This window comes from Streptomyces sp. NPDC052064, assembly GCF_055585925.1.
Window position 1 is genome coordinate 241,835 of the sequence record NZ_JBVJJE010000004.1, and the last position, 13,452, is coordinate 255,286.

The 13,452-nt window shown below is 70.1% G+C and carries 16 protein-coding genes; 6 read left to right on the forward strand and 10 right to left on the reverse strand.

The window, feature by feature from the left end; all coding sequences use genetic code 11:
* Nucleotides 1–138: 138 nt before the first annotated feature.
* From ACZ6TU_RS12310 to ACZ6TU_RS12325, 4 genes are all read right to left on the reverse strand, one after another.
* Nucleotides 139–414 (reverse strand): hypothetical protein, encoded by a 276-nt coding sequence (locus ACZ6TU_RS12310; RefSeq protein ID WP_469548039.1) that lies wholly within the window; start codon nucleotides 412–414, stop codon nucleotides 139–141.
* A 165-nt stretch (nucleotides 415–579) separates the two neighbouring features.
* On the reverse strand, nucleotides 580–1,596 hold the full coding sequence (locus ACZ6TU_RS12315) for an aldo/keto reductase (RefSeq protein WP_467668677.1): 1,017 nt from the start codon (nucleotides 1,594–1,596) through the stop codon (nucleotides 580–582).
* A gap of 100 nt (nucleotides 1,597–1,696) precedes the next feature.
* On the reverse strand, nucleotides 1,697–2,308 hold the full coding sequence (locus ACZ6TU_RS12320; RefSeq protein ID WP_467668675.1) for a LysE family translocator: 612 nt from the start codon (nucleotides 2,306–2,308) through the stop codon (nucleotides 1,697–1,699).
* A gap of 639 nt (nucleotides 2,309–2,947) precedes the next feature.
* Nucleotides 2,948–4,330 carry a glycine--tRNA ligase gene (locus ACZ6TU_RS12325; protein ID WP_467668673.1) on the reverse strand — a complete coding sequence of 461 codons (1,383 nt, stop codon included), beginning with the start codon at nucleotides 4,328–4,330 and terminating at the stop codon, nucleotides 2,948–2,950.
* 184 nt (nucleotides 4,331–4,514) lie between these two features.
* Between ACZ6TU_RS12325 and ACZ6TU_RS12330 the strand changes: the two genes are divergently transcribed.
* From ACZ6TU_RS12330 to ACZ6TU_RS12345, 4 genes are read left to right on the forward strand one after another with little or no spacing between them, the layout of a single operon-like run.
* Nucleotides 4,515–5,489, forward strand: coding sequence for a metal ABC transporter substrate-binding protein (locus ACZ6TU_RS12330; RefSeq protein WP_467668671.1), 975 nt, complete (start codon nucleotides 4,515–4,517; stop codon nucleotides 5,487–5,489).
* Nucleotides 5,490–5,509: 20 nt separating this feature from the next.
* Nucleotides 5,510–6,277: a metal ABC transporter ATP-binding protein gene (locus ACZ6TU_RS12335; protein ID WP_467668669.1), complete on the forward strand. Its 768-nt coding sequence runs from the start codon at nucleotides 5,510–5,512 to the stop codon at nucleotides 6,275–6,277.
* On the forward strand, nucleotides 6,277–7,179 hold the full coding sequence (locus tag ACZ6TU_RS12340) for a metal ABC transporter permease (protein ID WP_467668667.1): 903 nt from the start codon (nucleotides 6,277–6,279) through the stop codon (nucleotides 7,177–7,179). The genes ACZ6TU_RS12335 and ACZ6TU_RS12340 overlap by 1 nt, the downstream gene beginning before the upstream one ends.
* Before the next feature lie 58 nt (nucleotides 7,180–7,237).
* The gene (locus tag ACZ6TU_RS12345; RefSeq protein ID WP_467668665.1) at nucleotides 7,238–7,657 is read left to right on the forward strand and encodes a Fur family transcriptional regulator; all 420 of its coding nucleotides are present in this window, start codon (nucleotides 7,238–7,240) and stop codon (nucleotides 7,655–7,657) included.
* 61 nt (nucleotides 7,658–7,718) lie between these two features.
* Here the strand turns inward: ACZ6TU_RS12345 and ACZ6TU_RS12350 are convergent, their stop codons facing one another.
* From ACZ6TU_RS12350 to ACZ6TU_RS12365, 4 genes are read right to left on the reverse strand one after another with little or no spacing between them, the layout of a single operon-like run.
* Nucleotides 7,719–8,549: an isoprenyl transferase gene (locus tag ACZ6TU_RS12350; RefSeq protein WP_279543949.1), complete on the reverse strand. Its 831-nt coding sequence runs from the start codon at nucleotides 8,547–8,549 to the stop codon at nucleotides 7,719–7,721.
* Nucleotides 8,550–8,583: 34 nt separating this feature from the next.
* On the reverse strand, nucleotides 8,584–9,330 hold the full coding sequence (gene recO / locus ACZ6TU_RS12355; protein WP_467668663.1) for a DNA repair protein RecO: 747 nt from the start codon (nucleotides 9,328–9,330) through the stop codon (nucleotides 8,584–8,586).
* A 26-nt stretch (nucleotides 9,331–9,356) separates the two neighbouring features.
* Nucleotides 9,357–9,572, reverse strand: a complete 216-nt coding sequence (locus ACZ6TU_RS12360) for a hypothetical protein (protein ID WP_467668661.1) — start codon at nucleotides 9,570–9,572, stop codon at nucleotides 9,357–9,359.
* On the reverse strand, nucleotides 9,569–9,775 hold the full coding sequence (locus ACZ6TU_RS12365; RefSeq protein ID WP_467668659.1) for a hypothetical protein: 207 nt from the start codon (nucleotides 9,773–9,775) through the stop codon (nucleotides 9,569–9,571). The genes ACZ6TU_RS12360 and ACZ6TU_RS12365 overlap by 4 nt, the downstream gene beginning before the upstream one ends.
* Nucleotides 9,776–10,066: 291 nt before the next feature.
* On the opposite strand from ACZ6TU_RS12365, the gene ACZ6TU_RS12370 reads away from it, so the two are divergent.
* Nucleotides 10,067–10,522 carry a GNAT family N-acetyltransferase gene (locus ACZ6TU_RS12370; RefSeq protein ID WP_467669094.1) on the forward strand — a complete coding sequence of 152 codons (456 nt, stop codon included), beginning with the start codon at nucleotides 10,067–10,069 and terminating at the stop codon, nucleotides 10,520–10,522.
* A gap of 72 nt (nucleotides 10,523–10,594) precedes the next feature.
* Nucleotides 10,595–12,079: an alpha/beta hydrolase gene (locus ACZ6TU_RS12375; protein ID WP_469548044.1), complete on the forward strand. Its 1,485-nt coding sequence runs from the start codon at nucleotides 10,595–10,597 to the stop codon at nucleotides 12,077–12,079.
* 33 nt (nucleotides 12,080–12,112) lie between these two features.
* Here ACZ6TU_RS12375 and ACZ6TU_RS12380 read toward each other — a convergent pair whose 3' ends face one another.
* On the reverse strand, nucleotides 12,113–12,550 hold the full coding sequence (locus tag ACZ6TU_RS12380) for a protein-tyrosine phosphatase family protein (RefSeq protein WP_467668655.1): 438 nt from the start codon (nucleotides 12,548–12,550) through the stop codon (nucleotides 12,113–12,115).
* Nucleotides 12,551–12,640: 90 nt separating this feature from the next.
* Nucleotides 12,641–13,354: a FadR/GntR family transcriptional regulator gene (locus tag ACZ6TU_RS12385; RefSeq protein ID WP_469548047.1), complete on the reverse strand. Its 714-nt coding sequence runs from the start codon at nucleotides 13,352–13,354 to the stop codon at nucleotides 12,641–12,643.
* Nucleotides 13,355–13,452 lie beyond the last annotated feature (98 nt).

The window sequence follows — 13,452 nt, forward strand, 5'->3', positions numbered from 1 at the left end:
CACGCACACCGTTGGCGGACCGCTTGCCACACGGAGCGGCCAGGCGACGGCCGATCGTGCGGATGGCCCGGCGCAGGCCTGCGCGCTCGTCGTACAGGCAGCGCATCGACAGTTGGTACTGGTCCTCGCTGGCACGGGTCATCGCCCCGCCCAGCGCGACGACGACACCGCCGTCAGTTTCTTCTTCCGCTCCGCCCGCCGCGTGTCCTTCACTGCGACCTGGCCAATCCTTACCCGCTCAGCCAGATCGCCCCGCTGACAGCGACCCAGATGCTCACCCACGAGACGCAGGACCTTCTCATCCGCCGACGCCAGACGCAGCCGGTCTCTGATCCGCGCCCCCGACGGCGCAGCCACGGTGAAGGGAGCTGCCAGCCCGCGCAGCTCACGTCTTCTCCCACGTTTGCGCGGCACGCCACTCCCTCCTCTCCCTGGTCTCGTCGAACTAAGTCGCCGCGACCGATCATGCGTCCCAACTGATCGCTCGTCCGGAAGAACCAACTTCGTTCACCCGCACGAGGGACACAACGGTCAGCCGTCAGCCAAAACCGATCCACAGCTGCTCGCCCGGAGCCCGGTTCAGCTCTCGAGGTGTGCCATCTGGGCCGCCGGGTAGCGGTCGCCGGCGGCGGCACCGGGCGGTACGGCCTCCTCGATCGCGGTCAGGTCGGCCGCGTCCAGCGTGACGTCCAGCGCGCCCAGCGCCTCCGTGAGCCGGTCGCGGCGGCGGGCGCCGACCAGGGGCACGATGTCCGTGTTGTGCCGCGGGCCCCGCGAGAGCACCCAGGCGATGGCGATCTGCGCGACGCTGACGCCCTTCTGCTCGGCGATCTTCCGCAGCGCCTCGACGAGGTTCAGGTTGTGCTGGAGGTTGTCGCCCTGGAAGCGCGGCGACATCGCCCGGAAGTCGCCGGCGCCGAGCTGCCGGTCGGCGGTGAAGTGGCCCGAGATCAGACCCCGGGAGAGCACGCCGTACGCCGTGATGCCGATGCCCAGCTCGCGCGTGGTGGGGAGGATCTCGTCCTCGATGCCGCGCGAGATGAGGGAGTACTCGATCTGGAGGTCGGAGATCGGCGCGGTGGCGGCGGCCCGGCGGATCGTGTCGGCGCCGACCTCGCTGAGGCCGATGTGCCGCACGTATCCCTTCTCGACCAGTTCCGCGATCGCGCCGACCGTCTCCTCGATCGGCACGTCGGGGTCGAGGCGGGCGATGCGGTAGACGTCGATGTGGTCGACGCCGAGCCGCTGGAGGGAGTACGCGGCGAAGTTCTTCACGGCGGCGGGCCGGCCGTCGTAGCCGGACCAGCCGCCGTCCGGGTCGCGCAGGGCGCCGAACTTCACGCTGACCAGGGCCTGTTCACGCCGGGCGGCGGGGGCCGCGCGCAGGGCCTCGCCGATCAGCATCTCGTTGTGGCCCATGCCGTAGAAGTCGCCGGTGTCCAGCAGGGTGACGCCCGCTTCGAGCGCCGCGTGGATGGTCGCGATGGACTCGGCCCGGTCCGCCTCGCCGTACAGCGCGGACATGCCCATGCAGCCGAGGCCGAGCGCGGAGACCCGGGGGCCGGTGGTTCCGAGGGTTCGGGTTCGCATCGTCATGCCCTCCACCATGCCATGACAGCTGACAGATTTCAATATCTGTCATTCGATACTTGTCACCTCCTGTCGCCCCCCCCGGCGGCCCGCCCCGGAACCCCCGCTACCGCGCCGTGAACGCCAGCTTCGCCCCCAGCGCCACGAACGACCCCGCGAAACCCCGCCGCAGCCACGCCATCACCCGTGGCCGCCCGACCACATGGCTGCGCACCGACGCGGCCAGCACCCCGTACGCGGCGAACACGGCGAAGGTCGCCAGCATGAACACCCCGCCGAGCCCCACCATCCGCACCACCGCGTGCGGCTCCCCCGGGCTCACGAACTGCGGCAGGAACGCGAAGAAGAAGATCGTCAGCTTCGGATTGAGGATGTTGATCAGCACCCCCCGCACGATCACCCGCCGCGCGGACACCGGCGCCGCCCGCTCCTCCACCACGAGGGCCTCCTTGTCCCGTACCGTCGCCCACGCCATGTACAGGAGGTAGGCGACCCCGGCGTACTTCAGCACCTGGAACGCGGTGGCACTGGCGTGCAGCAGGGCGGCGACACCGGTGACCGTGGCCAGCAGATGCGGCACGATCCCGAGCGTGCACCCGAAGGCCGCGACGACACTCGCGCGCCGGCCCCGGGAGAGCGCGGCGGCGAGGGTGTAGACGACTCCGGTGCCCGGCGTGGCGACGACGACAAGAGTGGTCAGCAGGAACGCGATGCTCATGCGCTCACCCTGTCGCCGCGCCACTCCCGGGAACAGGACCAATCGGCAGCGGCGATGAAGGGCCAATCCTGCCGATCTCACAGCCCATCGCCGAGCTCCTCAAGAAGCACCGGGTACACGACTCGCGCAAGGACAGGCCGTTCTTCGTCAACAAGACCCGCGGCCAGGGCACGCAGTTCAAGACGGGAGGCAGCGGCGAGCACGTCACCTTCGAGATCGTCGCCGAGGGCCACTCGGGGTGGGCCGGCCGGGTGGAGCCGGTCCGTGACGACCTCGACCGGGAGGCCGTGGACAACACGGGCCGGGTGATCGCCGAGGTCGACGCCGACATCCTGGTCACCGTGGAGGCGGCCGGGACTGCCTCGAGTGCGAGATCCAGATCGGCGGTACCCCGCTGTGGCTGCTCGGCAATCACCCGAAGAGCCAGAGCGGCGACGATCCCTGCTGGGCACCGGCCTGCGGGATGTGATGAGCCACCCGGGGCACCAGGGCACCCCGGGCACCCCGGGCACGGGTACCTCCGAGTGGAACCGCGCGCCTCGGACCACGCCCCCGTCTACGCGGACCTGGATCTCTGAAACGCGGCGGTGCCGGGCCCCTCCGCGGAGGAACCCGGCACCGCCGTAGACCCGAGAGCGATCAGCAGCCGACCAGGCGGGCCGCCAGGTAGCCCTCGATCTGGTCGAGGGAGACGCGCTCCTGCTTCATCGAGTCACGCTCACGGACGGTGACCGCGTTGTCCTCCAGGGTGTCGAAGTCGACGGTCACGCAGAACGGCGTGCCGATCTCGTCCTGCCGGCGGTAGCGGCGGCCGATCGCGCCGGCGTCGTCGAACTCGATGTTCCAGTTCTGGCGCAGCGCCTGGGCGAGGCCCTTGGCCTTCGGGGACAGCTCCGGGTTGCGGGACAGCGGGAGCACCGCGACCTTCACCGGGGACAGCCGCGGGTCGAGGCGCAGCACCGTGCGCTTCTCCAGCTTGCCCTTGGCGTTGGGCGCCTCGTCCTCGACGTAGGCGTCGAGCAGGAAGGCGAGCATCGCCCGGCCGACACCGGCCGCGGGCTCGATGACGTACGGCGTCCAGCGCTCGCCGGCTTCCTGGTCGAAGTAGGTGAGGTCCTGGCCGGAGGCCTTGGCGTGGGCGCCGAGGTCGTAGTCGGTGCGGTTGGCGACACCTTCCAGCTCGCCCCACTCACTGCCGCCGAACTGGAAGCGGTACTCGATGTCGGCGGTGCGCTTGGAGTAGTGGGAGAGCTTCTCCTTCGGGTGCTCGTACCACCGCATGTTCTCTTCGCGCAGGCCGAGACCGGTGTACCAGCTCCAGCGCTGCTCCATCCAGTACTCCTGCCACTTCTCGTCCTCGCCCGGCTTGACGAAGAACTCCATCTCCATCTGCTCGAACTCGCGGGTGCGGAAGATGAAGTTGCCCGGCGTGATCTCGTTGCGGAAGGACTTGCCCATCTGGGCGATGCCGAACGGCGGCTTGCGGCGCGAGGTGGTCTGCACCTGGGAGAAGTTGGTGAAGATGCCCTGCGCCGTCTCGGGCCGCAGGTAGGCGACGGAGCCGGAGTCCTGCGTCGGGCCGAGGTGGGTGGACAGCAGGCCCGAGAACTGCTTGGGCTCGGTGAACTGGCCCTTGTTGCCGCAGTTGGGGCAGTTGACGTCGGCCAGGCCGTTCTCCGGCAGGCGGTTGTGCTTGGCCTCGTAGGCCTCCTCCAGGTGGTCCGCGCGGAACCGCTTGTGGCAGGAGGTGCACTCGGTCAGCGGGTCCGTGAAGGTGGCGACGTGGCCGGAGGCGACCCAGACCTCGGGGGCCAGGATCACGGACGAGTCGATACCGACGACGTCCTCGCGCGACGTCACCATGTAGCGCCACCACTGGCGCTTGAGGTTCTCCTTGAGCTCGACACCCAGGGGGCCGTAGTCCCAAGCGGCGCGCTGGCCGCCGTAGATCTCACTACAGGGGAATACGAAGCCACGGCGCTTGCTCAGGCTGACGATGGTGTCGATCTTGTCGGCGGCCACGGTGCTCTCTTCATTACGACGACGGGCGACGAAGCGAGTTGCTTCCAGCGAATGCTTCAGGTTACCGGCGGGGGCGCCCCCTCAATCAAATCGCTCCCCCTCCCGCGACCGCCAGACCCCCTCCACGGAACCCGCTCAGCTCGTTTGTTGACAACGGTTTCCATATTTGTTGAAAATGAGTGTCATGAACGTACGACGACGCCTCATATCCGCCACCGCGGTCACCGCGGCCACCGCTCTCGGCCTCGGTGCTCTCTCCGCCTGCTCCAGCGACAGCGCGGCGACGGGCAACACGGACAAGTTCGACGTCGTCGCGTCGTTCTACCCGATGGCCTTCCTCGCCGAGCAGATCGGCGGCGACCACGCGAACGTCACCAGTCTGACCGAGCCCGGCCAGGAGCCGCACGACCTGGAGATCAGCACCAAACAGCGGGCGCAGCTGGAAGAGGCCGACGCGGCGCTCTTCCTCAAGGGCCTCCAGCCCGCCGTCGACGAGGCGGTCTCGCAGACCGGCATCAAGACGAAGATCGACGCGGCCGGCCTGACCACCCTCGAGGACCACGGCAGCACCGAGCACGACCACGCGGGCGAGGAAGGCCACGCCGAGGAGGAGGGCAACGCCGAGGAGGAAGAGCACGCGCGCGACCCCCACATCTGGCTGGACCCGGTGAAGTACGCCGAGGTCGCCCAGGGCGTCGGCAAGGCCTTCGAGAAGGCCGACCCGGACCACGCGGCCGACTACAAGAAGAACACCGCGGCCCTGGTCGAGAAGCTGAACGGGCTCAACGGCAAGTTCGAGACCGGCCTGAAGAACACGAAGACCAAGGTCTTCTTCACCAACCACGCCGCCTTCGGCTACCTCGCCGAGCGCTACGGCCTCACCCAGGAGGCCATCTCCGGCCTCGACCCCGAGAGCGAGCCCAGCGCCGCCCGGGTCAAGGAGCTCCAGCAGGAGGCCAAGGCCGACGGCGTCACCACCGTCTTCTACGAGACACTGGTCTCCGACAAGACCGCGAAGACCCTGGCCCGGGACGCGAAGCTGAAGACGGACGTCCTCGACCCGCTCGAGGGCATCACCGACAAGTCCCGCGGCGACGACTACTTCCAGGTCATGGAAGCCAACCTCAAGGCCCTTCAGGCGGCCCTGGGAGCCAAGTGATCGACCCATCGGAGGACGGCATGACCGAGCCCGTCGTATCCCTGCGCGGCGTCCGCGCGGACCTGGGCTCGCGCCCCGTCCTGCGCGGCATCGACCTCACCGTGCACCACGGTGAGGTCGTCGCGCTGCTCGGGGCGAACGGCTCCGGCAAGTCCACGGCCGTGCGCAGCATCATCGGCCAGGTGCAGACCGGCGCCGGCGAGATCGAGCTGTTCGGCACGGACCGCAGGCGGTTCCGCGACTGGCGGCGCGTGGGCTACGTCCCGCAGCGCACCACGGCCGCGGGCGGAGTGCCCGCCACGGTGACCGAGGTGGTCTCCTCGGGCCGTCTGTCCCGGGCCCGCTTCGGCGTGCTGCGCAAGGCGGACCACGCGGCCGTGCGCGCGGCCCTGGAGCTCGTCGGCATGGCTGACCGGGCCAAGGACTCGGTCAACGCCCTGTCCGGGGGCCAGCACCAGCGTGTCCTGATCGCCCGCGCCCTCGCCTCCGAACCCGAGTTGCTGATCATGGACGAGCCGATGGCCGGCGTCGACCTGGCCAGCCAGGAGGTGCTCGCGCACACGCTGCGCGAGCAGGTCTCCCAGGGCACGACCGTGCTGCTCGTGCTGCACGAACTGGGCCCCCTTGAGCCCCTCATCGACCGGGCGGTCGTACTCCGCGACGGCTGCGTCGTGCACGACGGCCCGCCCCCGAAGGCGGTCGGGCAGCACGCCCTGCCCGGCCACGACCACGTACACCCGCACGCACCCGCGGGCCACGAACCGATCCGCACGGGACTGCTGAGCTGATGGAGATCCTCGACTACGCCTTCATGCAGCGGGCGCTGCTCGCCGCCGTCCTGGTCGGCATCACGGCCCCCGCGGTGGGGATCTACCTGGTCCAGCGCCGCCAGGCCCTGATGGGCGACGGCATCGGCCACGTGGCGATGACCGGCGTCGGCCTCGGCTTCCTGCTGACCTGGTCCCCGGTGTGGATGGCGACCCTCGTCTCCGTCATCGGCGCGGTCCTCATGGAGCTGATCCGCTGGTACGGCAGGACGCGGGGCGACATCGCCCTGGCGATGCTGTTCTACGGCGGCATGGCCGGCGGTGTGATGTTCATCAACCTCGCGCCGACGGGCTCCAACGCCAACCTGACGTCGTACCTGTTCGGCTCCCTGTCGACGGTGTCCGAGTCGGACGTCACGGCGATCTGCGTCCTGGCCGCCTTCGTCGTCCTGGTCACCCTCGGCCTGCGCCGGCAGCTGTTCGCGGTCAGCCAGGACGAGGAGTTCGCCCGGGTGACGGGCCTGCCGGTGCGCGCCCTGAACCTGCTGACGGCGATCACCGCGGCCGTCACGGTGACGGTGGCGATGCGCGTGGTCGGCCTGCTCCTGGTCAGCGCGCTGATGGTGGTGCCCGTCGCAGCCGCCCAGCAGATCGGCCGCAGCTTCGCCGCGACCTTCGTGATCGCCGTCGCCATCGGCGTGAGCGTGACGATCGGCGGCACCGTCACCTCGTACTACCAGGACGTCCCGCCCGGCGCGACGATCGTGCTGCTGACCATCGGCGCCTTCGTCGTGCTGACGGCCCTCGCGGCCCCGCTGGCCCGCCGCCGCGCCCGCGCCCGGAGCGCCGCGGATCCCGCCCACGACCCTGCCGAGTGCGCGATTCCGGCCACCCGGAAGACAACCGACGAAGTCGGCGTCTGACCGCCCCCACCCCGGGCTGGCACAATGGCCCGGGCAAGGCAGACGTGAGGAGGCAACGGTGACGACCGCTGGACCGTCCGTGAAGGGCCGCGCCACCAGGCAGCGTGCCGCCGTGGCGGCGGCCCTGGACGAGGTCGAGGAGTTCCGCAGCGCGCAGGAACTGCACGACATGCTCAAGCACAAGGGCGACTCGGTCGGGCTCACCACGGTCTACCGCACCCTGCAGTCCCTCGCCGACGCCGGTGAGGTCGACGTCCTGCGCACCGCCGACGGCGAGTCCGTCTACCGCCGCTGCTCCACCGACGACCATCACCACCACCTGGTGTGCCGCGGCTGCGGCAAGGCCGTCGAGGTCGAGGGTCCGGCCGTGGAGAAATGGGCGGAGGCCATCGCCACCGAGCACGGCTTTGTGAACGTGGCCCACACGGTGGAGATCTTCGGCACGTGCGCGGACTGCGCGGCCGCGGCGAAGAAGTAGCGGACCAGAGCGGCCCGGCTGCCACCTGAGGGGCTGCCGGGCCGAGAGGGACCGCTGAGAGCTACTGCTGCTTGCCCTCCATGGCCAGCAGCTCCTCGTTCGGGATGGCCCCGCCGAACCGCCGGTCCCGCGAGGCGAACTCCAGGCACGCCCGCCACAGGTCGCGGCGGTCGAAGTCCGGCCACAGCACGTCCTGGAAGACCATCTCGGCGTACGCGCTCTGCCAGATCAGGTAGTTGGAAGTGCGCTGCTCACCGCTCGGACGCAGGAACAGGTCCACGTCCGGCATGTCCGGGTAGTACATGTACTTCGCGAAGGTCTTCTCGTTGACCTTCGACGGGTCGAGCTTCCCGGCCTTCACATCGGCCGCGAGCGCCTGCGCCGCGTCGGCGATCTCGGCGCGCCCGCCGTAGTTCATGCAGAAGTACAGCGTGAGCTTGTCGTTGCCCTTGGTCTGTTCCTGGGCGATCTGGAGCTCCTTGGCGACCGACCGCCACAGCTTGGGCATACGGCCCACCCAGCGCACCCGGATGCCCAGCTCGTCCAGCTGGTCGCGGGTCTTGCGGATGAAGTCCCGGTTGAAGTTCATCAGGAAGCGCACCTCGTCCGGCGACCGCTTCCAGTTCTCGGTGGAGAAGGCGTACAGGGAGATGGCGCCCACGCCCATCTCGATGGCGCCCTGGAGCACGTCGAGCACCCGCTCGGCGCCGACCTTGTGCCCCTCGGTGCGCGGCAGGCCCCGCTCCTTCGCCCAGCGCCCGTTGCCGTCCATGACGATCGCCACATGCTGCGGTACGAGCTCTCCGAGCTTCGGCGGCCGCGCGCCGGACGGGTGGGGCTCCGGCGTCCTGTACTCCCGGCGCTGCCGCCCCAGGATCCCGCGTACGGCCATGTGCTTCTCGTCTCCTCGTGCTTGCTTGCTTCGCTTACTTCTCGACGTAGCGCAGGGAGCGCAGCCCACGCTCCATGTGCCAGTGCAGATACGCGGACACCAGCCCGCTGCCCTCCCGGACGTACCGCGCCTCGCAGCCGTCCGCGGTCTCCCAGTCTCCCGTAAGCAGCGCGCCGAGGAGCTCCAGGGCCTGGGGCGAGGGTACGACGCTGCCGGGCACCCGGCAGTCCGCGCAGACGGAACCGCCCGACGCGACCGAGAAGAACCGGTTGGGCCCCGGCATACCGCACTTCGCGCAGTCGGTGAAGCTCGGGGCGTACCCGTTGACGGCGAGGGACCGGAGCAGGAACGCGTCCAGCACGAGATGCGGCGCGTGCTCCCCGCGGGCGAGGGTCCGCAACCCGCCGACGAGCAGCAGATACTGCTGCACGGCCGGCTCCCCCTCATGGTCGGTGAACCGCTCGGCCGTCTCGAGCATCGCGGTCCCGGCGGTGTACCGCGCGTAGTCGCTGACGATCCCGCCCCCGTACGGGGCGATGGTCTCACTCTGCGTACACAGCGGCAGCCCGCGCCCGACCAGCTCGCTCCCCTTGGCGAAGAACTGCACGTCGACATGGGAGAAGGGTTCGAGGCGCGCACCGAACTTCGACTTCGTCCGGCGCACGCCCCTGGCCACCGCCCGTACCCGTCCGTGACCGCGGGTGAGCAGCGTGATGATCCGGTCCGCCTCACCCAGCTTCTGGGTGCGCAGCACGATGCCGTCGTCGCGGAACAGACTCATGGCGTCATTCTCGCAGGGTCATCGCGTCAAGGGACCTCACCCCTGCTGCGGGCGTTGGCGTACGCCGTCGCCGCGCGCAGCCGCTCGGCCGGGGTGGCGTACCGGACGGCACCGGGATCGGCGTCCCACTCCTTCCCGCCCCCGTACGGCCTCAGCTGCACGTAGGGCCCCTCATGCCCCATGACGATGCCGATGCGGTCGCTGCGGGTGTCCACGACATACGCGCCGACCCGGGGCTTCATCGCAGCACCGCCGCGATCCGCCGGGCGGTCTCCACGGAACACCGGCCCAATTCCACGAGCGGACAGGGTGCTTCCCGCGCAAGACTTACCGGGTCCAGCCCCAGTGACGGCAGAATAATTCCGTCCTTGGCGAGTTCTGCCCGCAATTCTTTCACCGCATCCTCCGCTTCTTCGACGCAGAGCGCCGAGTGTCGTGCCTCCACTGTGCTCCCCTTCCTTTTGGAGTTTCACTCTTCGCGTCTCCACGGTGACGCTCCGCGCCTACACTCGGGAGAGGGTCTGCGCCCTACAACTGCGGGGCAGCACAAAGGGGTCGGCAATGCCAACGGTTCTCGGCAGTTCGAACAGGCCATTCGCAAGCCACAGTTGGATGTGACAGAAAGCTGATTGTCGATAAGCGGGTATTGCGGATTACTTCGCGGAGGTTGTGGAGTCCGACCGGATGAAGCGTGCACGGCGCGCCTACGATCCGACCCATGGAACACGTTTGGACCATGCGTCCCGCCGAGCCGGCAGATGTCGAGCCGATAGCGGAGCTACGGGCGGTGGTGATGCGCCCGGATTTGGAGCGCCTGGGCCGCTACGACGAACACCGGGTCAGGCAGCGCCTGCGAGACGCCTTCTCCCCCCGGCACACCTCGATCATCGAGGCCGACGGCGCCTTCGCGGGCAGCGTCACCCTGCGCCCGTCCGAGACCGACGAGAACGGCCACTGGCTGGAGCACTTCTACCTCGCCCCGGACCTCCAGGGCCGAGGCCTGGGAGCGGCGGTCCTGCACACCCTGCTGACCCGGACAGACGCCGACAACGCACTCGTCCGCCTGAACGTCCTCCAGGGCAGCCCGGCCCGCCGCCTCTACGAACGCCACGGCTTCACGGTCGACACCCAGGACGCGATCGACATCTTCATGCTGAGGCTCCCGAACACCGCTCATCCAATGATCCCGTAGGGGGTGAACCCCCTGAAAGTTCCGGCAGTTGCCCGGATGTGAAGCGGGCCGGAGAGGCGCCAGGCTCGTCCCATGACGCAGAAGAAGACCAAGCGCAACGCCTCACTGGTCGCGGCCACCGCCGTCCTGCTCGGACTCACCGTTCCGATGACCGCGTCCGCCGCCGGTGCCGGTACCGAGTCCCTGAAGTGGACCGCGTGCGAGGGCACCGGCCTCGATCCCCGCCAGCAGTGCGCCACCGTCGACGTGCCCATGGACTACTCCGACCCGGACGGCCGGAAGATCCGGATCGCCGTCTCCCGGATCCCCAGTGAGAAGCCCGCCGCGCGTCGGGGTGCGTTGTTACTCATCCCCGGCGGGCCCGGTGGGAGCAGTCTCGGAGATCCCTCACGCAAGGGCCAGAAGCTGCCGAAGCAGGTACGGGACGCCTATGACCTGATCGGGTTCGCGCCGCGCGGGATGGCGCCGTCCAGCGCCGTGGACTGCGGTCTCGACAGCAAGGATCTCGCCCTCGCGAAGCTGCCCTGGCCCGCCCCGGACGGTTCCGTCACCGAGTCCATGGCCACCGCTCGGCGTATGTCGCGGGCCTGCGCCCGTAACGGCGGTGAACTGCTCCGGCACATCAGCACCGCCAACGAGGCCCGCGACCTCGACCGCATCCGGGCCGCCCTCGGCGAGACCAGGCTGTCCGCCTGGGGCGTCTCGTACGGCACCTACGTAGGAGCCGTCTACAGTCAGTTGTTCCCGCACCGCACCGATCGCGTCGTGCTGGACAGCAACGACAACCCCGACCACACGCGGGTGGGACGTGCCTGGCTCGCCGCGTTCGAGGCCGGCGTGGAGGACAACTTCCCCGAGTTCGCCAAGTGGGCGTCCGAGCCCGGAAATCCGTACCGGCTGGCTCGCAAGGCCGCCGACGTGCGGCCCCTCTTCCTGCGCCTCGCCGACCGGCTCGACCGCGAGCCCCTCCCCTGGCCCGGCACCGGCCCGGCGGAGCTGAACGGCAACGTCCTGCGCCAGATCATGCTGACGAACCTGTACTACCCCGACGACTACCCCACGCTGGCGAAGACGATCCTGGCCGCGCTCAAGGGGACCGTGCCGTCCGCGCCCCCGATGCCGCCCGAGTCGGTGATGCAGAACACCGCCGCGGTCGGCGCCGGCACCCTCTGCAACGACGTCGCCTGGCCCCGGTCCGCCGCCCACTACCAGAAGGGAGTCGACGAGAGCCGGGCCGAGTTCCCGCTGACGGCGGGCATGCCGCGCGGCGCGATGCTCTGTGCCGCCTGGCCGTTCGCGCCGAAGGAGCCCGCGGTACGGATCACCGACCGCGGGCCGTCGAACATCATGCTCGTGCAGAACCAGCGGGACGTCGCCACGCCGCTCGCCGGGGCCCGCGAACTGCGCCGCGCCCTCGGTGACCGTGCCGTCATGGTCACCGTGAACTCCACCGGGCACCACGCCTACCTCGACAACGGCAACGCCTGCGGCGACCGGACCGTCTCCCGCTTCCTGGCCACCGGGAAACGGCCCGGGTCCGACGTCACTTGCGACTGACCAAGGGATGAGCCGCCGCACCGAAGGAGCGGCTCATCCCTGGCCGAACCGGCGTACGTACCGCCGCTGCCAGGGCGTTTCCACCGCGTGCCGGTCATAGTGCCGACGCACATATGCCACCGCCTCCTCCCCCGGCACCCCGTCCAGCACCGCCAGACAGGCCAGGGCCGTGCCCGTGCGGCCCCGGCCGCCGCCGCAGGCGATCTCCACGCGCTCCCCGGCGGCCCGTTCCCACGCGTTCGCCAGCACCGCCCGGGCGGCCGGCCGGTCCACCGGGAGCCGGAAGTCCGGCCAGCGGAGCCAGCCGGACTCCCAGGGCACCTCGGGAGGCTGCTTGCCGAGCAGGTAGAGGCCGTAGGAGGGGGTGGGCGCGGCGGGGTCCAGGGAGTGGCGGAGCCCGCGGCCGCGTACCAGTCGGCCGGAGGGCAGCCGCAGGACTCCGGCGTCACCCTCGCTCCACAGCTCACCCATGCCGCCGTCTCCGCGTGTCGTCCGCCATGGGCCCATTCCAGACCTGCCGTGCAGGGCCGACAACCCGGTTCGCCGACGGCCGAAACCGAATCAGCCCACCCCCCGCGACTCCTCCGCCGCCCGCGCCTCGATCCCCCGGAAGTGCACCGCCATCGCCCGCTGCGCGCCCTCGACGTCGCGGGCGCGCAGGGCGGTGACGATGTCGCGGTGGCGGCGGACCGTGATCTCGGGGGACGGGTCGTCGGTCCAGCCCCGGGCTCCGGAGACCCGGCGGAAGACCGTCCAGAACGCGCCGAGGAGCTGCGGGACCAGCGCGTTGCCGAGGGAGGCGTACAGGATCTCGTGGAACTCGCGGTCGAGCTCCGGGAAGGAGCGCCCCGCGCCGCCCGCGGACTCCATACGGGTCACCACGCCCTCCAGCCTGTCCAGCTCCGCCTCGGTGACCGTCGCGGCGACCCGGCGGATCAGACCTTCCTCCAGCACCTCGCGGACCTGGAGGATCTCGGCGAGGGCGCCGGTGTCGTCGTCGTGCCGGGCCAGGGTGCGGAAGGTCAGGCCGTCGACGAGGGGGGTGAGGGAGGCCTGGCCGACGTAGGTGCCGTAGCCGTGTCTGATCTCGACGATGTCGAGGGCCTGGAGGGCTTTGAGGGCCTCGCGGACGGAGTTGCGGCTGACGCCGAGACCCTCCATGAGCTCGGCCTCGGTGGGCAGCGGCGCGCCGGCGGTGAGTCTGCGGTCGAGGATGAGCTGCACGACCTGGCGTTGTATCCGGCTGGTCCTGGGCTCCTCGGACATGCGCCGCATCGTACGCGCCCCGGACGTCCCACGTCCCACCTCTGGCGATACCTGGTGGCACTCAGGCTCTGACAGGCCGTCAACTCGCCGCAGTGACGGCGCCATTG

Excerpts from the sequence above, each read along its gene's own strand:
- ACZ6TU_RS12315 (WP_467668677.1), bottom strand. The coding sequence starts at position 1,596 with ATGACGATGCGAACCCGAACCCTCGGAACCACCGGCCCCCGGGTCTCC.
- ACZ6TU_RS12320 (WP_467668675.1), bottom strand. The coding sequence starts at position 2,308 with ATGAGCATCGCGTTCCTGCTGACCACTCTTGTCGTCGTCGCCACGCCG.
- ACZ6TU_RS12330 (WP_467668671.1), top strand. The coding sequence starts at position 4,515 with ATGAACGTACGACGACGCCTCATATCCGCCACCGCGGTCACCGCGGCC.
- ACZ6TU_RS12335 (WP_467668669.1), top strand. The coding sequence starts at position 5,510 with ATGACCGAGCCCGTCGTATCCCTGCGCGGCGTCCGCGCGGACCTGGGC.
- ACZ6TU_RS12340 (WP_467668667.1), top strand. The coding sequence starts at position 6,277 with ATGGAGATCCTCGACTACGCCTTCATGCAGCGGGCGCTGCTCGCCGCC.
- ACZ6TU_RS12350 (WP_279543949.1), bottom strand. The coding sequence starts at position 8,549 with ATGGCCGTACGCGGGATCCTGGGGCGGCAGCGCCGGGAGTACAGGACG.
- recO (WP_467668663.1), bottom strand. The coding sequence starts at position 9,330 with ATGAGTCTGTTCCGCGACGACGGCATCGTGCTGCGCACCCAGAAGCTG.
- ACZ6TU_RS12360 (WP_467668661.1), bottom strand. The coding sequence starts at position 9,572 with ATGAAGCCCCGGGTCGGCGCGTATGTCGTGGACACCCGCAGCGACCGC.
- ACZ6TU_RS12370 (WP_467669094.1), top strand. The coding sequence starts at position 10,067 with ATGCGTCCCGCCGAGCCGGCAGATGTCGAGCCGATAGCGGAGCTACGG.
- ACZ6TU_RS12375 (WP_469548044.1), top strand. The coding sequence starts at position 10,595 with ATGACGCAGAAGAAGACCAAGCGCAACGCCTCACTGGTCGCGGCCACC.
- ACZ6TU_RS12380 (WP_467668655.1), bottom strand. The coding sequence starts at position 12,550 with ATGGGTGAGCTGTGGAGCGAGGGTGACGCCGGAGTCCTGCGGCTGCCC.
- ACZ6TU_RS12385 (WP_469548047.1), bottom strand. The coding sequence starts at position 13,354 with ATGCGGCGCATGTCCGAGGAGCCCAGGACCAGCCGGATACAACGCCAG.